Source organism: Gemmatimonadaceae bacterium (genome assembly GCA_036273715.1).
Lineage (GTDB): Bacteria > Gemmatimonadota > Gemmatimonadetes > Gemmatimonadales > Gemmatimonadaceae > JADGGM01.
In genome coordinates, this window is the sequence record DASUHB010000072.1 from 194,306 (window position 1) to 214,631 (window position 20,326).

The following is a 20,326-nucleotide window of genomic DNA, read 5'->3' on the forward strand; positions in this document are numbered from 1 at the left end:
AGGAGAGTTATGCAACTCCGCAATCTCGCGCTGATGCTCTGCGCGTTCGCGGTCGCGGCGTGTACCGACGTCAATCGCCCCGATCTGAACAACGCGAGTGTCAACAGCTTTTCCAAGATCACGTCGAGGGCGCAAGTCGCGGCGCTCGCCGTGGGCGTGCTGAGCAGAGACCGGGCGAACAACGAAACCGAGATTACCATCAACGAAATCATCGGGCGTGACGCCTATGTCCTCACCACGTCCGAACCGCGGTTCGTCACGCAGTTGCTCGGCACGAGCGTCGATCCCAGCGGCTTCCTCGGCACGGCGCTCTGGCCGTACGATGGGATCCGGCTGGCAAACATTGGCATCGACGGCATCGCCGCGGTCGATCCATCGGCCGGCGTCCTAACGGGCGATGAGATCAATTCGTCGCAGGGCTACCTTCGCACGATGAAGGCGCTGCTGTACCTGCGCGCAATCGAGTCGCGCGATACGGCTGGTATCCCGATCGCGGTGGATGTTCCGCCGACGGATCCGCCGGCGGCGATCGTCTGCAAGCCGGACGCGCTGCGGTTCATCGTCGCGCTGCTCGATTCCGCGCACGCCGAACTGCAAGCCGGCATCAACTCGCCGTTCCCGTTCTCGCTGCCGTCCGGCTTCGCGGGATTCGACGAGCCGGGAACGTTCGACAAGTTCAACCGAGCGCTCACGGCGAAGGTGAACGTCTACCTCGCCTACCGGGACTTTTCAACGAATGGGTCGATCGATCAGACCGCGCTCTCGGCGGCGGCGCTCGACCTGGATTCGTCGTTCGTCGACACGACGAACGCGCAAAATCTGAATCTCGGTCCGGTATACGTTTATACGACCAACACCGGCGATGCGACCAACGGCTTGTTCGGTGATCCGTCGAGTACGACGACGCGCGCCAATCCGCGCGTGTTGACGGAATCGGACCCTGGCGACCAGCGCGTCGCCCGCGACGTCGTTTCCACGAGCACGATCAAGGTCGCCGGCGTGTCGTCGGACATCACGTTCGACCTCTATCCGTCGCCGACGAGCACGACGCCGCTCATGCTCAACAAGGAGCTCATTCTCCTCAAGGCCGAGGTCGATTGGGGGCAGGGCAGCCTGCCGCAGGCGCTCGCACTGGCCAACTTCGTTCGGACTAACGACGGCGGCCTGCCGGCCAAGTCGTTGTCCTCGGCGACCGACATCCTGAATCAGATTCTCTACGAGAAGCGGTTCTCGCTGCTGTGGCAGAGCGGGGATCGGTGGCTGGATGCCCGGTTGTTCGGGAAGCTGAACGGCAGCAACCCGCCGGTCGGACTCGGGTTGGAGAACGGGAATCCGCCGCTGGAGAACGCTCCGCTTCCGCAGGGAGAGCTCGATGCCCGATCCGGCGACGTGACGCCCACGTGTTCTGGATCCTGACGTACCAAAGGAACCGACTCGGGCAGTGAAGCAGCCCCGGCCGATGCGGCCGGGGCTGCTTCGTTTGGTCCGTTGGGCCTGCCCGTTGCGCTCTGGACCCCGAGGCCGCATTGTCATGCTGGAGCCCGCTCGGAGTTCCGAATGTCTGCGGCCGGGTCAAAGGTGCCGGGTGCCTTGCGTCGCGCGTCCATCGCCGCGCTCGCGGGCGCGTGCCTAACGCTGAACGCCGGCTGTACGCATCACGAGCCGACGTCGGGCGTCGCCGTGCGGTCCAGCGACACGAGTCCCATCACATCCAAGGAGTTGCGGACCGTCGACGATCGTGACGCCTACACCGCCATCTCGCTGCTCCGCCCGTCGCTGCTCAAGAGCCGCGGCTACACGAGCATCCTGCTCGACACGCCCGACCAGCCCGAAGTCTTCGTCGACGGGATGTACTACGGCACGTTCGACACGCTGCGTCAGCTGCCGGTGCACGAGCTCGAGGAAATTCGTTTCCTCGACGTCGGCGACGCGACGATCCGTTACGGCATGGGGCATCCGTCGGGCATCATCGACATCACGTCGATCCACTGACCGTCGGTCAGCCCGAGATCCACGACGCGATGAGTGCGACGGCCGCGGCGGACATGAGCACCGCGACGAGGCCGCCGAGCGCATTCAGGCCCCAGCCGTTGCGATGCTCGCGCATCACCGCGCGGTTGTTGCAGATCATCAGAATCACGATGACGAGCGGCGGCGCGAGCAGGCCGTTCACCACGGCCGACCAGACCAGTAATCGCATCGCGTTCAAGCGCGCGAAGGCGAGCACCATGCCCAACAGCATCGCGGCGGCCATCACGGCGTAGAACGGGCCGGCGCTGCGCGGCGTCTCGTCCATCCCGGTCCGCCACAGGGCGGCTTCGCCTAACGCATACGCCGCCGATCCCGCGAGCACCGGGACGCCGAGCAGTCCGGTGCCGACGATGCCGGCGGCGAACAGCACGGCGGCGCCCGAGCCGGCGAACGGGCGCAGCGCCGCCGCCGCTTCCGACGCGGTGTTGATCACCGGATGCGTCGCGTGCAGCGTCGCGCCGGTGGTCAGGATGATGAAGTACATGATGGCCTGCGACACGAACATGCCGGCGCGGACATCGCGGGTGGCGCCCTCGAGCGACCGGTGCACCGCCCACCGCGGCCGGCGCCGCCCCACGTTAGGCGACGCGTGCTCCTCCTGCTCCGCGTTCTGCGCGGCCTGCCAGAAGAAGAGATACGGCGAGATGGTGGTGCCGAGGATCGCCACGATCATGAGCAGATAATCGTGGTCCAACGCGAACCGCGGCAGAAACGTGCCCGCCGCCACGGCGCTCCAATGCGGCCGCGCAAAAAACGCCGCTGCCACGTACGCGAACAACACTACCGTGAGCCACTTGAAGATCTGCGTCATGCGTGTGTACGACGCGAACACCAGCAGCGCGAGGATGAGCACCGTGAAGAGCGGCACGAACCACATCGCGCTCACGCCCGTCAGCAGCGCCGCCGATGCACCCATGCCGCCCAGATCCGCGGCGATGTTGATCGTGTTGCCGGCGAAGAGAAGCAGACACACCAGCCACAGGAGCCAGCGCGAGTAATGGGTGCGCAGCACGCTCGCCAGGCCGCGTTCGGCCACCACACCAACGCGCGCGCACATTGTCTGTACCGCCGCCATGAGCGGCATGCATAGAATGGCGGTCCATAGCAGGCCGTAGCCGAATGTGGCGCCGGCCTGTGAGTATGTCGCGATACCGGATGGATCGTCGTCGGCCGCGCCGGTAATCAGCCCGGGCCCGAGCTCGCGCACCCATCCCGCGAATCCCCGTTGCTTTCGTACGCGCGCATCCGCCGCGCGCGTCACCGCGATCGGTCGGTCGTGCGCGCGGCCACGCGACGCCACACGCACGACCGCTGGGTTAGACGACTGGCCGGCGGCCGGTCGCCAGGCGCACGATCAGGAGAATGACCGCGATCACGAGCAGGAGGTGAATCAGGCCGCCCGCCACGTGAAACACGCCGAAGCCGAGTATCCAGAGAATGAAGAGAATCACGATCAGCGTCCAAAGCATGGCATCCTCCAATGGCGAAGTGCCTCGCCTTGACCGCCGGCGAGTGCTCGGCAGAAAAGCAACTGTCGTGCCCGTGTCTGTGGTCAACAGAGTTGAACGTGACGCGAAGCGTGCGCGGCTGCACGCTGTCAGCGATTAGACGGTTCTGACCAGCGTCCGGAACACGATATGCAAACCCGGCCCCGCACTCTGGAATCGCGCCGACATCGCGTGCGCGACACCGGTGGCAGTTGGACGCGCGGACCGTCCGCGCATACGCGGAGGGATCGGGATGTCGAGGCAGGGCAATCGATGCGCCGGCTCGTGGATCGCAGTCGTTGCACTCGCAGCAGCCGTTGCCGCCTGCCGCGGCGAACATGCTCCGATGGCGATGGCCGCAACAGGTGCAGCACCTTCCGTTAGCTCGGGCGCATTGGCGCCCGACGCCCCTCCAGCCGGATCGTGGCCCCTCCCCGGACGCAACGCGCAAGGTTGGCGATACAGTCCGCTCGCACAAATCACAGCCGACAACGTCAAGAATCTCAAGGTCGCGTGGACGTTCTCCACGGGAACGGCGCGCGGATTCGAAGGACAACCGCTCGTCGTCGACAGCACGATGTATGTGGTGTCGCCGTACCCGAACCACGTGTTTGCGCTGGATCTGACCAGGACCGGCGGACCGGTGAAGTGGGACTACCTGCCGACGACCGCACCCGCGTCACAGGGCGAGGCGTGTTGCGACGTCGTCAATCGCGGCATGTCGTTCGCGGACGGCAAGGTCGTCTTCAATCGCCTGGACAATCACACCGTCGCACTCGATGCGAAGACGGGGAAGGTCGTCTGGGACACCAAGCTCGACTCGCTTCAGGAAGGATCGACGATGACGATGGCGCCGCTCATCGCGGGCAACGTCGTGCTCGTCGGCAACAGCGGCGCCGAGTTAGGCGTGCACGGTTGGGCCGCCGGCCTCGACCTGGGCTCCGGCAAGATTCTCTGGCGCGCGTATTCCACGGGCCCCGACAGCGAAGTGAAAATCGGGCCCGATTTCAAACCGTACTATCCGCAGTACAAAGGAAAGGACCTCGGCGTCTCCACGTGGCCGCCCGATCAATGGAAGTTAGGCGGCGGCACGGTGTGGGGATGGATGACCTACGACCCCGAGCTGAATCTCGTCTATTACGGCACCGCGAACCCCGGCGTGTGGAATCCGGACATGCGCCCCGGCGACAACCTCTTCAGCGCCGGCGTGTTCGCACGCGACCCCAAGACCGGGAACGCCCGGTGGTGGTACCAGTTCACGCCGCACGATTCCTGGGATTACGACGGAGTCAACGAAAACATTCCCGTCGATCTCACGGTCAACGGGCAGGCCCGGAAAGTCGTCGTGCACTTCGATCGCAACGGGTTCGCGTACACCATCGATCGGCAGACCGGCCAGGTGCTCGTCGCCCAACCGTATCAGTCGTTGAACTGGGCCACCGGTGTCGATCCGCAAACGGGGAAGCCGATCCGCGTGCCGTCCAAGGAAACGCACCAGGGCGTGAACACGACGGACATCTGCCCGTCGTCGACCGGCGCGCGCGACCAGCAGCCCGCCGCGTTTTCGCCGCGCACCTCGCTCTTCTACACGCCGAGTACCGACCTCTGTATGGACTACAAAGGACTCAAGGCGAGCTACATCGCGGGCACCCCGTACCTGGGCGCCGACGTGCGGATGTACGCGGGTCCGGGCGGTTGGAACGGCCGCGGTCAGATGATCGCGTGGAACGCGGCGACGGGCAAGAAAGTGTGGGCGATTACTGAGCGCTTTCCGGTCTGGAGCGGCCCGGTGGTCACCGGCAGCGACGTGTTGTTCTACGGCACGATGGACGGATGGTTCAAGGCGGTGAACGCGCGCACCGGCCAGGAGCTGTGGAAGTTCAAGGTGGGGTCGGGCATCGTCGGCAATCCGATGACCTACCAGGGGCCCGACGGCAAGCAATACGTGGCCGTGTACTCGGGCATCGGTGGCTGGTTAGGCGCGATCGCGCTCGGGTTGTCGGCCAGCGATCCGACGGCTGCGTTAGGCGCGACGGGCGCGATGCCCGACCTGCCCAAGTACACGGCGCCGGGCGGCATGCTCTACGTGTTCGCGCTGCCATGATCGCCGCTGCGCTGCGCCTGGCGGCGCCGGCCCTGGTCGCGGCGACCGTCGCGGCGGCGCCCTGGTCCGCGCACCACCCGGCGCGCCCGCGAGCGCTCCGCGTGTGCGCCGACCCGAACAACATGCCGTTCAGCGACAGCGCCGGCCACGGCTTCGAGAACCGCATCGCGTCGCTCGTTGCCCGCGACCTGCACGAGCCCGTCGCCTACACGTGGTGGGCCCAACGGCGCGGCTTCGTGCGCAACACCCTCGGCGCCCAACGCTGCGACGTCGTCATCGGCATCATCGCCGGCGACGAGCAGCTGAGCACCACCACACCGTACTATCGCTCGACGTACGTGTTCGTCACGCGCCGCTCGAGCAACCTGCACCTCGCATCGATGAACGATCCGCGCTTGCGCCGCGTGCGCATCGGCATCCACGTCATCGGCGACGATTACAACAGCCTGCCGCCCGGCGTGGCACTCGCCGGCCGCGGCATCGTGCGCAACGTGGTCGGCTACAGCATCTACGGCAATTATGCCAAGCCCAGTCCGCCGGCGACGCTCATCACAGCGGTGGCGGAGGGCAAGGTCGACGTCGCGATCGCGTGGGGTCCCCTCGCCGGGTACTACGCCGCGCGCTCGCGCGTGCCGCTGGACGTGTCGCCCGTCGGCGATGCGATGGCGGGCCACGGGATCCCGTTCGCGTACGCGATCGCGATGGGCGTTCGCAAAGGCGACACGACGCTGCTCCGAACGCTGCAGCACGAACTGGACACGCGCCGCGCGGCCATCCGGCACATCCTGGCCGAGTACCATGTTCCGTTAGTCACGGACGACGGAGCCCAGGCGCGCGCCGATACCGACCATCCCGCGGGCGACACCGCGCCGCACACCGCGTCAGGAGGAACACGGCCATGAAGGTTGCGCCGAACGTGCTCACGTCGATCGCCGTTGTCGGAGCGATGCTCGCTGTCATCGGCTGCAATCAACAGGCGGCGGAGCCGCGCAGTCGCAGCGGGAGCGTCAGCACGGCATCGGCGGGCACCGTCGCCTATCGCATCACGCCGACGCCGTCGAACGGCGTGGAGCCGGGCATTCATCCGACCGTCTTTTTCGGCGACGTGCACAATCCGTATGCGGGCGACGCAACGGCGGCGACCGAGGGTCGGCAGCTCTTCGTGCAGTACAACTGTTCGGGATGTCACGGCGGGCGCGCGGGCGGCGGCATGGGGCCGAGCCTCCGCGACAGCATCTGGATTTACGGCAGCAGCGATGCCCAACTGTTGGGCACGATCACCGAAGGGCGGCCGGCGGGGATGCCGACATGGGGCGGGCGCATTCCGCAGAACCAGATGTGGCAGATCATCACCTACATCCGCTCGTTAGGCACGCCACAGGAGCCGGACGCGCCGCCGCCGCCGGCGAACCCACCACTCGGCCAGTGAGGACGCCGATGCCACGCCTGTCGCGCCGTCTCGCGCCGAGCGCCGGTGCGTTAGGCAGTTGCGCGCTGGCCGGCTGCACGCCGCTGAACGTGCTCGCGCACGACGGCGTCACCGGCAGCCGCGAAACCGGGCTCGGGTGGTTCCTGGTCATCGTCTCCTGCGCCGTTGTCTGCATCATCACCATCCTGGTGCTCGCGGCATACGTCCGGTCCCGCAAACGGCGGACGCGCGACGATGCCGTCTTCGCGGGCCGCTCCGGCGTGCCCTGGGTGATGTGGGGCGGCGTCGTCATTCCAGGCATCGTGTTGCTCGTCACCTTCATATTCACCATCGGAACGCTCGATGCCGTCGCGGCGCCGACGCGCTCGCCCGCGGCAACGGTGAAAGTGATCGGCCACCAGTGGTGGTGGGAAGTGCGCTATGAGGGAACAGGGCCGTCGCACACCGTGGTCACCGCGAACGAGATTCACGTGCCGGTCGGCCAGCCGGTGAGGCTCGAGCTCACGACGAGCGATGTGATTCACAGCTTCTGGGTGCCGGCGCTCGCCGGCAAGACCGACATCATTCCCGGCCAGACGAACACGACGTGGATCGAGGCGCGGCACACCGGCGTGTTCGGCGGGACGTGCGGCGAATACTGCGGCGCCCAGCACGCGCACATGCAGATGCGCGTGATCGCGGACAGCCCCGGCGATTTTCAGAAGTGGCTCGCCGATGAGGCCGCGCCGGCGGCGAAGCCGGCGGATCCGACCGCCGCCGATGGTCTCCGCGTGTTCATGACGAGTGGATGCGCGAACTGCCATACGATTCGCGGCACCGGTTCGGGCGGCGGCGTGGGTCCCGATCTCACGCACATCGCGTCGCGCACGACGATCGCGGCGGGCGCGCTGCCTAACACACAGGCGAATCTCATGGGGTGGATCGTCGCGGCGCAGGCCATCAAGCCCGGCAGCGACATGCCGTCCATGCCGCTGCCATCGCGCGACCTGCAGTCGCTCGCCGCATACCTCGAGACTCTCAGATAGAGGAATCGCCGTGGCCACTCTCGCACCCATCGCGACCGCACCCCTCGAGCGGCTCCACGACACGTGGGAGGCGCGTCCCGGCCTGTACGGCATCCTTGCCACCGTCGATCACAAGACCATCGGCAAGCGCTATCTCGTGACGTCGTTGATCTTCCTGGTCCTGGGCGGCATCGAAGCGCTGATCATGCGCGCGCAGCTCACGCACGCCAACGCGCATCTCCTGTCGCCCGGAGCGTACGACCAGCTGTTCACGATGCACGGCATCACGATGATTTTCTGGTACGCGTCGCCGGTGCTGTCGGGCTTCAGCAACTACATCTGGCCGCTGATGCTCGGCTCGCGCGACATGGCGTACCCGCGCGTCAATGCGCTCAGCTATTGGACGTTCCTGGCCTCCGGCATTTTCATCTACACGGCGCTGTGCATCGGGCAGGCGCCTAACGCAGGCTGGTTCGCGTACGCGCCGATGACGCTGCGCCCGTTCGACCCGGGGCTCAACATGGATTTTTACGCCCTCGGGTTGATCTTCCTCACGGTCTCGACCACCATCGGCGCCATCAATTTCATCGGCACCGTGATGAAGATGCGCGCGCCCGGGATGTCGCTGAACCGCTTGCCCATCTTCGTCTACGGCACGATGACGGCGTCGTTCGCGGCCGTCTTCTCGCTGCCGGCGCTCACCGTCGCGACGACGTACCTGTACTTCGAGCGCCATTTTCACATGCACTTCTTCGATGCGGCGCAGGGCGGGAGTCCGCTCCTGTGGCAGCATCTGTTCTGGATGTTCGGACACCCGTGGGTATACATCATCGTGCTGCCGGCAATGGGCATGGTGTCGGAGATGGTTCCCACGTTCTGTCGACGGCCGCTGGTCGCCTATCCGTACGTGGCGATGTCCACGATCGCGACCGGCATCATCGGGTTCGGCGTGTGGGTGCACCACATGTTCGCCACCGGGCTGCCCGGCGTGTCGATGTCGTTCTTCAGCGGCGCCAGCATCATCATCGCGATTCCGAGCGCGATTGCGGTGTTCGCGTGGATCGCCACGATGTGGTTGGGCACGCCGGTGTGGAAGACGCCGATGATGTTCGTCGCCGGATTCGTCGTGCTGTTCGTGATCGGCGGCGTGTCGGGCGTGGTCACCGCCGCGGTGCCGTTCGACTGGCAGGTGACCGACACCTATTTCGTGGTCGCGCACATCCACTACGTGCTCATCGGCATCAACGTGTTCCCGGTGGTGGCCGCGTTCTACTACTGGATGCCGAAGATGACCGGGCGCATGATGAGCGAGACGTTAGGCAAGTGGAATTTCTGGACGATGTTCATCGGATTCAACCTCGGCTTCTTCCCGATGCACATCAGCGGCTTGTTGGGGATGCCGAGGCGGGTGTACACGTATCCGGCGAGCGCGGGATGGGGATCGGTGAATCTCATCACGACGATCGGGTCGGCGGTGTTCGCGGTCGGCGTGCTCCTGTTCGTGATCAACATCTTCGTGAGCCTGCGCCGCGGGGCGTTTGCCGGCTCGAATCCGTGGCATGCGGGCACGCTCGAGTGGGCCATGGAGTCGCCGCCGCCGCCGTACAACTTTGCCGTGATCCCGATCATCCGGAGCCGGCTCCCGTTGTGGGAGGATCAGTTAGGCGACGCGACGCCGGGCCTGATCTCCGGTGAAGGGCACAGCCACGTGTCGGAAGGCGTGGTGCTCGCCGAAGGACGCGAGACATTCGGCACGTCGCCGCTCGAGGCGCATCCGCTGCACGTGTTGCACATGCCGGAGGATTCGATGTTCCCGTTCCTGCTCGCGGTGGCGATGCTCGGCACGGCTTACGGTCTGGTGTTCTCGCTGTGGTGGCTGGCCATCCTTGGCGGCGTCGGCATGCTGGCGTGCCTCATCGGATGGCTGTGGCCGCGTCACCTCGTCACCGGAGAGCGCGCATGACGTCCGTCGCGTACGATCGCACGATTCAGTTAGGCGGCGAAGGCCGCGCGCCCGGCTGGTGGGCGATGGTCTGGACCATCGCGACCGAGGCGGCGTTGTTCGGCTTCCTGCTGTTCAGCTTCTTCTATCTGGGGTCGCAGTCGCGCTCGCCCTGGCCTCCAGACGGGCCGCTCAAGCTCACGCTCTCGCTGCCCAACACGATTCTGCTGATCCTGTCCAGTATCGCGTACATGTGGGGCGAGCGGGGCATCCGCGCCGGCAACCAGGCGCGCCTGCGTCTTGGCCTGTTCATCGCGTTCATCCTCGGACTGGCGTTCATCATCATCCAGGGCATCGAGTGGAGCAAGCAGCCGTTCGGCGCCGGCGATGGCGCGTTCGGATCGCTGTTCTACACGATCACGGGCTTTCACGGCGCGCACGTGATCATCGGCCTGTGCATGAACGTGCTGGTGCAGATCTGGGCGGCCCGCGGCACGTTCACGCGCGAGTCGCACCTCGCCGTGACCAACGCCGGCATGTACTGGCACTTCGTCGACATCGTCTGGTTGTTCGTGTTCGCGTCGCTCTATATCTCGCCGCGCCTTGGTTAGGCACCTGGGAGGGCTCGAGCCATGACCGTCGCACCCGCTGCGCAGACCCCGACGCACACGCATGCTGAAGGCTACGGCGCCGCATGGTTCGCCCTCCTCGGCGCGCCGGCCGCGTGGACGGTGTACGAGATCTGCGCGTACGCCATCACCGCGCACGCCTGCTATCCCATGGACCATCTGCTCGAGACGTCGTCGGCCGGCGGCGCCTGGACGGGATCGCTCATCATCATGGTCGTCACGCTGATCATCGCGCTGGTATCACTCGGTACCGCCGCGCGCCTGTGGGGCCAGACGAAGATGCGCACCGACGACGCGCGCCCGAGAGGCGACCCGGAGCGCAGCGCCGTGTTCCACTACATGGCGTTCATGGGCATCCCGTTCGGTGTGCTGTTCAGCGCACTCATTGTATTCGGGATCATTGCGCTCTTTGCCGTTCCGGCCTGCCGGTGATCACGGGCGGCTCGACGATCGTCGGGCCGGGCGACGTATGGTCGGCCTGGCAATGGACACCGTCGATCGCGGTGCCGCTCGCCCTGTGCGCGGCGTGGTACGCCATCGGCGTGCGAGCGCTCTGGCGCAGCGCCGGAGTGGGTCACGGCGTGAGTCGATCTCAGGCGGCGTGCTTCGCGGCTGGCCTCGTGACGCTCGCCATCGCGCTGCTGTCGCCGGTCGACGCGCTGGGCGAGACGCTCTTCTCGGTGCACATGGTGCAGCACCTGCTGCTGATCCTGGTCGCGGCGCCGCTGCTCGCGTTAGGCGAGCCGCTCTTGCCGGCGCTGTGGGCGCTGCCCTACCGGCGACGCCTCGCGCTCGGCCGGTGGTGGCGCGCGTCGCCCCGCGCCCGGCGCGCGGCGTGGGCGGGAGGCGATCCGTTAGGCGTATGGCTCGCGAACCTCGCGGTGCTATGGTTCTGGCACCTGCCGGGCCCGTACCTCGCCGCGTTGGGCGATGAGCGGCTGCACGCCCTCGAGCACCTGAGCTTTCTGGTGTCCGCCTTTCTCTTCTGGTGGGTCGTGTTCCAACCCATCGGCCGGCGGCGGCTCGCCCACGGCGGCGCCGTGGTCTATCTGGCCCTCACGCTCATGCAGAGCGGCGCGCTCGGCGCCATCCTCGCGTTCGCGCGCAGTGGATGGTACCCGCCGCACGCCCCCGGTGCTGCCGCGTGGCACATCACACTGCTCGAGGACCAGCAACTCGCGGGACTGATCATGTCCGTCCCGGCGTCGCTCGTGTACATCGGCGTTGCGCTCGCGCTCGCCGCTCAGTGGTTCATACTCGATCCGTCGCCGCGCCGGCGCCGCCGGCTCTCGCCAGGTTAGGCGACTACTTCCGCTTCTTCGGCACCTTGGCGCCCTTCTTCCGCGCCTCGGACAATCCGATCGCGATCGCCTGCTTGCGGCTCTTCACCTTTCCGCCGTGGCCCGACTTTCCGCGCTTCAGCGTCCCCTTCTTCCGGCGGTGCATCGCGCTCTTCACGCTCTTCGACGCGCCCTTACTGTACTTGCGCGAGCTGTGCTTTTTTCGCGAATGCTTTTTGCGCGCGGCCATGTCGCTCTCCTGTGTCGAAAGAATCGCATGTCCTTGCCTGCATGCACGCTGGCGCAAGCACCGGGCCATGAGCGGCCGCATGAGTGAACGCTGCCTGCGATAACGCCGAAATAGCGCCTGGATAACGCCACTCGGTTAGATCGCGCGTGTCGCGACCCGTGCACATGCGCTTCCCGCCTGGCACTGCCGGTCGCACCCCACTCCGATGGTCGTTCACTGCCAGCGCGACGAGGCGCCCATGTTCATCATGAAACGCGCAGCCCTGATGCTGCTTGCTGTCGCACCCTCGAGCAGACTCGCTGCCCAAAGCGGATCCGCTCCCCCCGAGACGCGCACGTATTTCATCGCCGCCGACAACGTGTCCTGGGATTACGTGCCCGGCGGCCGCGACGAGATCACCGGACAGCCGTACGCAGACACGGCCTTCTTCGCGAAGGGCAAGCCGCGTCCGGTTAGTACCATCTACAAGAAAGTCCTCTATCGCGAGTACACCGACAGCACGTTCCGCACGCTCAAGCCCAGGCCGGCCGAGTGGCAACATCTCGGATTCCTCGGGCCGCTCATCCGCGGCGTCGTGGGCGACACGATCCGCGTCGTGTTCCGGAACAATGCCCAACGTCCGTACAGCATCCACCCGCACGGCGTGTTCTACCAGAAAAGCGCGGAAGGCGTGCCGTACAATGATGGGACGAGCGGGAGCGACAAAGCCGATGATGGCGTCGCACCGGGCGCGACGTTCACCTACCTCTGGATCGTTCCCGATCGCGCGGGCCCTGGGCCGATGGACCCGAGCTCCGTGATGTGGATGTACCACTCGCACGTGGACGAAGTGCGCGACATCAACACCGGGCTCTTCGGTCCGATGATCATCACCGCGCGCGGCAAGGCACGTCCCGATGGTTCGCCTAACGACGTCGACCGCGAGATCGTCGCGTCGTTCATGCAGGTCGAAGAGCAGAGCAGTTGGATCGAGAACAAACCGTTCGGGCCCCGCTTCACGATGGACTCGCTCGGCGCCTTGGGCCCGATTGGCAACCCGCACCTGCAACAAGACATCTATCCATGGTTCGTGAAGTTCACGATCAACGGCTTCGTGCACGGCAGCATGCCGCTTGCCGATCTCACGATCAAGAAAGGGCAGCGCGTGCGGTGGTATCTCATGGCATCGACCAACGATTTCGACTTCCATGCGCCGCACTGGCACGGCAACACCGTCGTGTTGAACGGCATGCGCACCGACGTCGCGCAGCTCGCAATGATGCAGATGGTGAGTGCGGACATGATTCCCGATGACGTCGGCACGTGGCTCTTTCACTGCCACGTGTCCTTCCACAACGAGGAGGGAATGGCGGTCCGCTACCGCGTGACACCGTGAGAACGGACAAAAGACGGACAGGGCCAGGCAGCACCGGACAGGGACCCCGGTGGTGTCCGGGTTTGTGCCGCCCTGTCCGCCCTTGCGCTCCCCTCAAGTTTCCCTACCATCTGAACAGGGCCAGCCGAGCGCAGCAGATTGCAGTCACAACACATGCGGTCATGAGCGGCGACGCCGCGGCGCCAGTCAGCGAGATGCGATTTCGCAGACTGCTGGAGAAGCTTCCGGCGGCGGCACACGTGTGACGCGCAGGGACTGATCACGTACTACAATGAGCGCGCGGTCGAGTTGTGGGGCCGCGCGCCTGCATTGCACGATCCTGTCGACCGGTTCCGCGGGTCCTTCAAGCTGTTCTCGCCCGACGGTGCGCCGATTCCGCACGAGGAATGTTGGATCGCGCTCGCGCTGCGGAACGATCGCGCGTACGACGGCCGGGAGATTTTCATCGAGCGCCCAGACGGCAGCCGGCGTGTGGCGCTCGCCCATGCGAATCCCATTCACGACGATGATGGCCGCTTGGTAGGCGCGGTGAGCGTGTTGGTCGACATCACCGATCGGAAGCGCGCCGAGAATGCGGTGAACGATGCCAACCGCGCGAAGAGCGAGTTCCTCGCGGCGATGAGCCACGAGCTCCGCACGCCGCTCAACGCGATTGCCGGCTACGTCCAACTGCTCGCCCTCGAGGTGCACGGACCGCTTTCGCCGGAGCAGCACCTCGCGCTCAAGCGGGTGCAGCGCAGCCAGCGCTACCTGCTCTCGCTCATCAACGACATCCTGAACTTCGCGAAGCTCGAGGCCGGCCGCGTCGAGTACAGCACGCGCGACGTGCGGCTCGTCGATGCCGTGGCGGAAGTGAGTCCGATGATCGAGCCGCAGCTCGCGGCCAAGCGTCTGCGCTACGAGGTGCGCATCGATCCCGCGATCGTGGTGCGCGCCGACGCCGAAAAGCTGTGGCAGATCCTGCTCAACCTATTGTCGAACGCGGTGAAGTTCACCGAGTGCGACGGGCAGATCACGGTGGACACGGGCGCGCGCGGCGATGGCAGCGGCCCAACGGGCGTCGTGTTCCTGCGGGTGAGCGACACCGGGGCCGGCATTCCGAGCAATCGCCTCACGGCGATCTTCGAGCCCTTCGTGCAGATCCAGCGCAGTCTCACCAACAGCAGCGAGGGCACCGGACTCGGCCTCGCTATCAGCCGGGAATTGGCGTGCGGGATGGGCGGCGACCTGCGCGTGCGCAGCGTGGAGGGCGCCGGCGCCACCTTCACGCTCATGCTCCGGGCCGGCCGGCGCGCCGAACGGAGTTAGGCATCGAGCGGCGGCGCGCCGGTGAGTGCGGCGCTCAGATCCCAGAGGCGCCGGCGAGCGGTTGCGTCGTACGAGCGGCGCGAGGAGCGCGCCGGCCGGCAGCGCTCGAAGTATCCGCCCGTCACTGTTTTGAGCTCTGGAGCCGACGCAAGGTAGAGGGCCGAGCGTGAGCCGCGGTCTGCGTTAGGCAGGAAGGGGCGCCAGAGGGCGCGCATCCAGGCGGGCGACTCGCGCATGAGGCCCGTGTTCACGTAGCCCGGGTGCAGGCAATTCGCGGTGACGCCGGTCCCCGCGAGCCGCGCGGCGAGCTCGTAGGTGAAGAGAACGTTCGCGAGCTTGGACTGCGCGTACGCGCGCACCGGGCCGTAGCCGCGCTCGAGCTGGAGATCATCGAGGTGGATGCGGCCCATCCGTTCCACGCGCGATGCGACCGTTATCACGCGCGCCGGCTCGCTCGCGCGCAAGAGCGGTCCGAGCAGTGCGGTGAGGAGGAACGGAGCCAGGTGGTTCACGGCGAGCGTTTCCTCGAAACCATCGACGGTGACGCGTCGGCGACGCGCCTGGATGCCGGCGTTGTTGACGAGCACGTGGAGGTGCGCGTGGTCCCGCGCGATCTCGGCTGCTGCTCGGCGCACCTGGTCGAGCGAGGCGAGATCGGCGGTTACGACCGAGACATTCTCGTTGCCGGTCTCCGCGCGCACGCGGTCGCGCGCTGCGTTGCCGCGGTCGATATTTCGGCTGAGCATGATGACCGTTGCGCCCAGACGCGCAAGTCCGGCGGCCGTGGCGAAGCCGAGTCCCGAGCTCGCGCCGGTGACGAGGCAGACGCGACCGAGCATCGAGTTCGAGAAGGCGGGGGTGGCGGAAACCATCACGCCGTGAAGAATACGTGCATGGCTATCCAGTACGCGATCATCCGATGACTGATTCCGTCGTGCCTGCGCGGCTCCTCGCCGTGTTCCTGCTCGTGGGAACCGCGCTCCTTGGCGCCGGGTCCGTGATGCACCCCGTGCTCACCGGCGCGGGCGTCGGCTCGGCTGACTTGCGTGTGATTGCCGCGACGCCGGGCTGGCGTCTCATGCATCTCTCGATGCTCACGGGGTCCGCACTGGTGATGACGGGCGTGTGGGTCCGGTTGGGCGGGGCGAGCGAGGATGCGCGCGCCGCGCTCGTGGGCGCGCTTGCGCTCGTATGCATCGGGATGACGCTCAACGCGTTCGACATCCTGCTCATGGCCCGCTCCGGAACTCGCATGGCCGCTCTGTTCGCGGCCGGCCGCACGGACATGGCGCCCATCTTCGACGCCGTGCACGGGTTTGGGCTGATGGCCGCGCGCTTCGGGAACGGGCTCATTGCGTTAGGCGCACTCGTGTTGGGCATCGTCGAGTGGCGGGATGCGGCGCAGCCCAGGTGGCTGGCGTGGCTGGCATGGATCGCGGCGGCCGGCGGCTTGGTGGGCGTGTTGTGCTTCGACGAGTCGAGCCGGCTCGTGTTGGGCGCCGTGGCGTTGTTGTGCGGATGGGAAGTGGCCACGGCGTTGCGCCTGCTGCTCCGGCCCGTCGCCCTCACCCGTTGACTCGCGCTTGATCGCATGCCCGAGCTGCCGGACGTCACCATCTATGTCGAGTCCCTGGCGGCGCGGGTGATCGGCCAGCCGCTCGAGCACCTGACGATCAAGACGCCGTTCGTGTTGCGCAGCGTGTCGCCGCCCATCTCGGCCGCCCAAGGGCGGCGCGTGTCCGGCGTGCGCCGGTTAGGCAAGCGCATCGTGCTCGACATGGGCGACGAGATGTTCGTGGTGATCCACCTCATGATCGCGGGACGGCTGCGCTGGCGCGCGCCCGGCGCCAAGATGCCGGCGGGCAACCTGCTGGCGACGTTTCACTTCCCGACCGGCGTGCTCGCGCTCACGGAAGCAGGTAGCACGCGGCGCGCGTCCTTGCACATCGTGCAGGGTGAGGCGGCGTTGCGAGAGATGGACCGCGGCGGCATCGAGCCGCTCGAGATCGACCTCGCGACGTTCGCCGAGCAGCTCGGGCGGGAGAACCACACGCTCAAGCGTTCGCTCACCGATCCGCGAATTTTCAGTGGGATCGGCAACGCGTACTCCGATGAGATTCTGCACCGCGCGCGCCTCTCGCCGCTCGCCCTCAGCAGGAAGCTGAGCCCCGAAGAAGTGTCGCGGCTGTACGAGGCCGTGCAGGTGGTACTGCGCGAATGGACCGACCGGCTGCGTGCTCAGTTAGGCGGCGAGTTTCCCGAGAAGGTGACGGCGTTTCGCGACGAGATGAGCGTGCACGGGCGGTACGGCAAGCCCTGCCCGGTCTGCGGGACGACGGTGCAGCGGATTCGCTACGCGTCCAACGAGACGAACTATTGTGCGCGGTGTCAGACGGGCGGCCGGCTGCTGGCCGACCGCGCGATGTCGCGGCTGTTGCGCGAGGACTGGCCGAAGTCGATCGACGAATTGGAGTAGGGCACTATCACGGATCGAGGATCGAGCATGGCTCAATCGAGTGTGCAGCGCAGGCGCGCCGAGCGGACCCTCACGCCGGCAACGCCGCTCTTGCTGCGGTCGTTGCGGGAGAACTACTACCGGGGTGGCTGGCATGGTCCCGCAGCGGCGGTGCGTGAGGCGCTGCGAGGTGTGGATGCGAACGCGGCGAGTTGGCGGCCAGGTCCGGGCCGGCACACCATCTGGGAGCTCACGCTGCATCTCGCCTACGCGCGGCAGATGATGCTCAAGCGCATGGGCATCGAGGCCCCGGCATTTCCGCACCGCCTAACGAAGCCCTGGTGGCCGGAGGTGCCTCCGGCGTCGACCCCCGAGGCGTGGGCCGACGCTCTCGGCTTGCTCGAGTCGCTGCATCGGCGGCTTGTGGCCGCGGTGTCGGGTGCGAGCCGTCGTGTGCTCACGACGGTGCGACCCGGCCGCAGTCACACGATCGCCATGGAAGTGTTAGGCGTGGCGACGCACGATGCCTATCATGCCGGCCAGATGAATATGATCCGGCGGATGTGGGAGGACGGTGGGCGTCAGCCTCGCGAATAGCGCGCGCGCACGTCAGGCCTCCCCGTGCACGCCCGCGAAGAACTCGGCCAACGTTATACACAACGGCTCGAGAGCGCGCTTGGGATGCCACACGAGGCGATCCGCAAGTATCTCAGGGCGCGCATCGCCCGCCCGCCATCGTTCGACGACTCGCGAGTCGATATCCACGAGCCACAGTTCCTCGGTCGGCGAACGGAGATAGAATCGGCGCTTGAGTCCGCGGTCGAACCGCGCCGTGGACGGCGAAAGAACCTCCACCGCGAGCAGCAACTCTTTAATGATGGACCAGTCGCGTTTCGCGATTCCCTCCGCAGGAATCCGATAGATGAACAGATCGGGCTGGACCAGTGTACCCGGCTCGATCTCGATGTCGGCAGGTGACGGCAACAGCTCGCCAATGCGCTCGCGGCGCACGTATGGAGACAGACTGTCCCACAGCAGCGCGACCGCACGCTGATGGAGCGCGTTGGGCGCCGGCGTCACGATGAGCAACCCGTCGATGCATTCGTGACGGGTGCCGTCATCGGGCAGCGCGCGCACCTCCTCGGGCGTCCAATAGTGGTCGAGCGACTGGACCATGGCCATAGATTACGCTCGGCGGATGGCGTGAGGCAACGGGGCGAGCCTCGACATTTTACTCAGTACGCTGAGTATTTTTATTCAATGTTATGAGCAAAATGTTCTACACTCGACCCGGCCGCCGCGCTCGCCGCGCCGGCAGTACCTTTCACAATCTCCTCGGCGCGTCCATTGCGTGGCAGAGCCTCGTCACACTAACCCCGACGCTTGTCGCGTGACTGGCCGACGTGCATTTCATAATCTGTGAGAAACCTCCTGTCGCCAGTTTCGCTCGTGGGCCCTGAGTGGGCGCACTGGTACCGTCTGAGTCCCGCCGAGCGATGGTTGGAGAGCAGCCGCCTGTGGGCGACGTATTTGGCCTTTGGAGGCACTCTTGATTCCGAGCCCGATACACAAAGTCCTTTTGGTGATGCGGGAACACGGGGTGCGTTCCCTCCTGATGGGCGGCCAAGCGTGCGTCTTATACGGCGCAGCGGAGTTTAGCCGAGACGCGGACCTCGTCGTGCTGGCGGATATGGACAACCTACGCCGTCTAGCCGATGCGTTCGTGACCCTGGACGCGACCGTCGAGTATGTTCCCCCGTTTGAAGCCCAATATCTCGAGCGCGGCCACGCCGTGCACTTTCGGTGTGCGCGTCAGGACGTTCGCGATCTTCGCGTGGATGTGATGGCGAAGATGCGCGGCGTGGATCCGTTTCCCGCTTTATGGGAACGGCGTACGACCGTGACGCTTGGGGAGACGCCGGATCGGCTGGATGTGGATGTTCTGGCGCTCACCGATTTGGTGAAGGCCAAGAAGACGCAGCGAGACAAGGACTGGCCGATGATTCGGCGACTCATCGAAGCCAACTACTTCTCGTTTCGTGAAGACCCGACTGCGGCGCGGATCGATTTCTGGCTGCGGGAGCTCCGCTCGCCCGAGCTCCTCGTCGAATGCGTACGTTCGTTCCCCGAGGCTGCGCAGCCCGTGGGTCGCGAACGCGCGGCCGTGGCTGCGGCCATGCGTGATGAGCCGGAGGACATCGAGCGCGAGTTGCAGCATGAGCAGGACGTTGAACGAGCAAATGATCGAGCCTACTGGACGCCTCTACGGAAGGAGCTCGAGCGGCTCCGCCATGCAGAGGGCGGCCACGCTACGGACTAACCGCGAGCAAGAGCTACAGGTCAGAGAAACCGAGTGCGCTACGCAGGCCTCCGAGATCGATGCGTTCCTCCTCCGGCAATCGGGCCTCGTGCTGCACAAACTGTTTGAGGAGCGTCGCCAGCTTTGGTCGCGCCTTGGGCGACGCGGCTGCCTGGCGCGGCGTGAGACCTCCTAACGCTGGAATCGACTCGTCGATCCAGCCTGCCATCTGACGCTCGCGGAACTCCCGAACGGTCGCCGACATCTCGGGCGGTAACGGTTCGCGCTCCGTCGGCGGCGCATGCGATTCGCGCGCTTCCGCGATGAGTTGGGCGGTGTTCTCCTCCTTCCGAAGGCGGAACAGAACCAATCCCTGAAGGTGCGATTCCAGCGTGGCGCGGAGCGCATCGGCGCGCCGGGCAGAGTTGGTCTCCGCGCGAAGCCGAGTGGCCGACACGACGATGCGGCCCACGATGGTGTTGTCCCACGACGCGCGCATTGTGTTGCCGGGCTTCGTCACGACAAGGTCTGACCGTTGCAGCCGATTCGCAAAGCTTCAGCTACGACGCCATGAGCAACCTACTCACGGCGGACAATCGCGATGCACTCATTTCGCGCTCGTACGATCTCGCTAGTCGCCTAACCACCGACACACTGCGAATACGCACGTGGAATGGCAACGATTTTTCGAAGCATGTTTACGGCCTGGCGTACGGCTACGACTTGGACAGTC

General features: G+C 66.1%; 22 protein-coding genes and 1 pseudogene. 17 read left to right on the forward strand and 6 right to left on the reverse strand.

Going from position 1 to position 20,326, the window contains the following annotated elements; translation table 11 throughout:
• Positions 1–9: 9 nt before the first annotated feature.
• Together VFW04_17905 and VFW04_17910 are read left to right on the forward strand one after the other, a co-directional pair.
• Positions 10–1,416, forward strand: a complete 1,407-nt coding sequence (locus VFW04_17905; protein HEX5181210.1) for a hypothetical protein — start codon at positions 10–12, stop codon at positions 1,414–1,416.
• Positions 1,417–1,590: 174 nt separating this feature from the next.
• Positions 1,591–1,992 carry a hypothetical protein gene (locus tag VFW04_17910; GenBank protein HEX5181211.1) on the forward strand — a complete coding sequence of 134 codons (402 nt, stop codon included), beginning with the start codon at positions 1,591–1,593 and terminating at the stop codon, positions 1,990–1,992.
• 7 nt (positions 1,993–1,999) lie between these two features.
• Here the strand turns inward: VFW04_17910 and VFW04_17915 are convergent, their stop codons facing one another.
• Both VFW04_17915 and VFW04_17920 read right to left on the reverse strand, forming a co-directional pair.
• Complete coding sequence (locus VFW04_17915) at positions 2,000–3,292, reverse strand: divalent metal cation transporter (protein HEX5181212.1); 1,293 nt, start codon at positions 3,290–3,292, stop codon at positions 2,000–2,002.
• Positions 3,293–3,347: 55 nt separating this feature from the next.
• Positions 3,348–3,500, reverse strand: a complete 153-nt coding sequence (locus VFW04_17920) for a lmo0937 family membrane protein (GenBank protein ID HEX5181213.1) — start codon at positions 3,498–3,500, stop codon at positions 3,348–3,350.
• Positions 3,501–3,870: 370 nt separating this feature from the next.
• Here VFW04_17920 and VFW04_17925 point away from each other — a divergent pair, with 370 nt between their 5' ends.
• Genes VFW04_17925 through VFW04_17960 form a run of 8 tightly spaced genes read left to right on the forward strand, consistent with a single transcriptional unit; the run spans position 3,871 to position 11,927 of the window.
• Positions 3,871–5,622 carry a methanol/ethanol family PQQ-dependent dehydrogenase gene (locus tag VFW04_17925; protein HEX5181214.1) on the forward strand — a complete coding sequence of 584 codons (1,752 nt, stop codon included), beginning with the start codon at positions 3,871–3,873 and terminating at the stop codon, positions 5,620–5,622.
• Positions 5,619–6,524, forward strand: a complete 906-nt coding sequence (locus VFW04_17930) for a substrate-binding domain-containing protein (protein ID HEX5181215.1) — start codon at positions 5,619–5,621, stop codon at positions 6,522–6,524. The genes VFW04_17925 and VFW04_17930 overlap by 4 nt, the downstream gene beginning before the upstream one ends.
• The gene (locus VFW04_17935) at positions 6,521–7,051 is read left to right on the forward strand and encodes a c-type cytochrome (protein HEX5181216.1); all 531 of its coding nucleotides are present in this window, start codon (positions 6,521–6,523) and stop codon (positions 7,049–7,051) included. The genes VFW04_17930 and VFW04_17935 overlap by 4 nt, the downstream gene beginning before the upstream one ends.
• Positions 7,052–7,059: 8 nt before the next feature.
• Positions 7,060–8,076 carry a cytochrome c oxidase subunit II gene (gene coxB / locus VFW04_17940; GenBank protein HEX5181217.1) on the forward strand — a complete coding sequence of 339 codons (1,017 nt, stop codon included), beginning with the start codon at positions 7,060–7,062 and terminating at the stop codon, positions 8,074–8,076.
• A 10-nt stretch (positions 8,077–8,086) separates the two neighbouring features.
• Positions 8,087–10,018 carry a cytochrome c oxidase subunit I gene (gene ctaD, locus VFW04_17945; GenBank protein ID HEX5181218.1) on the forward strand — a complete coding sequence of 644 codons (1,932 nt, stop codon included), beginning with the start codon at positions 8,087–8,089 and terminating at the stop codon, positions 10,016–10,018.
• Positions 10,015–10,608: a cytochrome c oxidase subunit 3 gene (locus tag VFW04_17950; protein HEX5181219.1), complete on the forward strand. Its 594-nt coding sequence runs from the start codon at positions 10,015–10,017 to the stop codon at positions 10,606–10,608. The genes ctaD and VFW04_17950 overlap by 4 nt, the downstream gene beginning before the upstream one ends.
• Before the next feature lie 21 nt (positions 10,609–10,629).
• Positions 10,630–11,058: a hypothetical protein gene (locus VFW04_17955; protein HEX5181220.1), complete on the forward strand. Its 429-nt coding sequence runs from the start codon at positions 10,630–10,632 to the stop codon at positions 11,056–11,058.
• A complete protein-coding gene (locus VFW04_17960; protein ID HEX5181221.1) occupies positions 11,055–11,927 on the forward strand; it encodes a cytochrome c oxidase assembly protein in 873 nt (290 codons plus the stop codon). The genes VFW04_17955 and VFW04_17960 overlap by 4 nt, the downstream gene beginning before the upstream one ends.
• Positions 11,928–11,931: 4 nt before the next feature.
• Here VFW04_17960 and VFW04_17965 read toward each other — a convergent pair whose 3' ends face one another.
• On the reverse strand, positions 11,932–12,156 hold the full coding sequence (locus VFW04_17965) for a DUF6496 domain-containing protein (protein HEX5181222.1): 225 nt from the start codon (positions 12,154–12,156) through the stop codon (positions 11,932–11,934).
• Between the two features lie 238 nt (positions 12,157–12,394).
• On the opposite strand from VFW04_17965, the gene VFW04_17970 reads away from it, so the two are divergent.
• From VFW04_17970 to VFW04_17980, 3 genes and pseudogenes are all read left to right on the forward strand, one after another.
• Positions 12,395–13,531, forward strand: coding sequence for a multicopper oxidase domain-containing protein (locus tag VFW04_17970; protein ID HEX5181223.1), 1,137 nt, complete (start codon positions 12,395–12,397; stop codon positions 13,529–13,531).
• A gap of 249 nt (positions 13,532–13,780) precedes the next feature.
• Positions 13,781–14,320: pseudogene (locus VFW04_17975) on the forward strand (histidine kinase dimerization/phospho-acceptor domain-containing protein).
• A gap of 72 nt (positions 14,321–14,392) precedes the next feature.
• Complete coding sequence (locus tag VFW04_17980) at positions 14,393–14,839, forward strand: ATP-binding protein (protein HEX5181224.1); 447 nt, start codon at positions 14,393–14,395, stop codon at positions 14,837–14,839.
• Here VFW04_17980 and VFW04_17985 read toward each other — a convergent pair.
• Entirely contained in the window at positions 14,836–15,711 is an 876-nt protein-coding gene (locus VFW04_17985) for an SDR family oxidoreductase (protein ID HEX5181225.1), read from the reverse strand. The genes VFW04_17980 and VFW04_17985 overlap by 4 nt on opposite strands.
• 47 nt (positions 15,712–15,758) lie before the next feature.
• Here VFW04_17985 and VFW04_17990 point away from each other — a divergent pair, with 47 nt between their 5' ends.
• Genes VFW04_17990 through VFW04_18000 form a run of 3 tightly spaced genes read left to right on the forward strand, consistent with a single transcriptional unit; the run spans position 15,759 to position 17,891 of the window.
• Positions 15,759–16,415: a hypothetical protein gene (locus tag VFW04_17990; protein HEX5181226.1), complete on the forward strand. Its 657-nt coding sequence runs from the start codon at positions 15,759–15,761 to the stop codon at positions 16,413–16,415.
• A gap of 15 nt (positions 16,416–16,430) precedes the next feature.
• Positions 16,431–17,315: a DNA-formamidopyrimidine glycosylase family protein gene (locus tag VFW04_17995; GenBank protein HEX5181227.1), complete on the forward strand. Its 885-nt coding sequence runs from the start codon at positions 16,431–16,433 to the stop codon at positions 17,313–17,315.
• 27 nt (positions 17,316–17,342) lie between these two features.
• Complete coding sequence (locus VFW04_18000) at positions 17,343–17,891, forward strand: DinB family protein (GenBank protein HEX5181228.1); 549 nt, start codon at positions 17,343–17,345, stop codon at positions 17,889–17,891.
• Between the two features lie 12 nt (positions 17,892–17,903).
• On the opposite strand, the gene VFW04_18005 is transcribed toward VFW04_18000, so the two are convergent.
• Entirely contained in the window at positions 17,904–18,476 is a 573-nt protein-coding gene (locus VFW04_18005; protein HEX5181229.1) for a Uma2 family endonuclease, read from the reverse strand.
• Between the two features lie 367 nt (positions 18,477–18,843).
• Here VFW04_18005 and VFW04_18010 point away from each other — a divergent pair, with 367 nt between their 5' ends.
• Positions 18,844–19,614 carry a hypothetical protein gene (locus VFW04_18010; protein ID HEX5181230.1) on the forward strand — a complete coding sequence of 257 codons (771 nt, stop codon included), beginning with the start codon at positions 18,844–18,846 and terminating at the stop codon, positions 19,612–19,614.
• Between the two features lie 13 nt (positions 19,615–19,627).
• Here VFW04_18010 and VFW04_18015 read toward each other — a convergent pair whose 3' ends face one another.
• The gene (locus tag VFW04_18015) at positions 19,628–20,092 is read right to left on the reverse strand and encodes a hypothetical protein (GenBank protein HEX5181231.1); all 465 of its coding nucleotides are present in this window, start codon (positions 20,090–20,092) and stop codon (positions 19,628–19,630) included.
• Between the last annotated feature and the right edge of the window lie 234 nt (positions 20,093–20,326).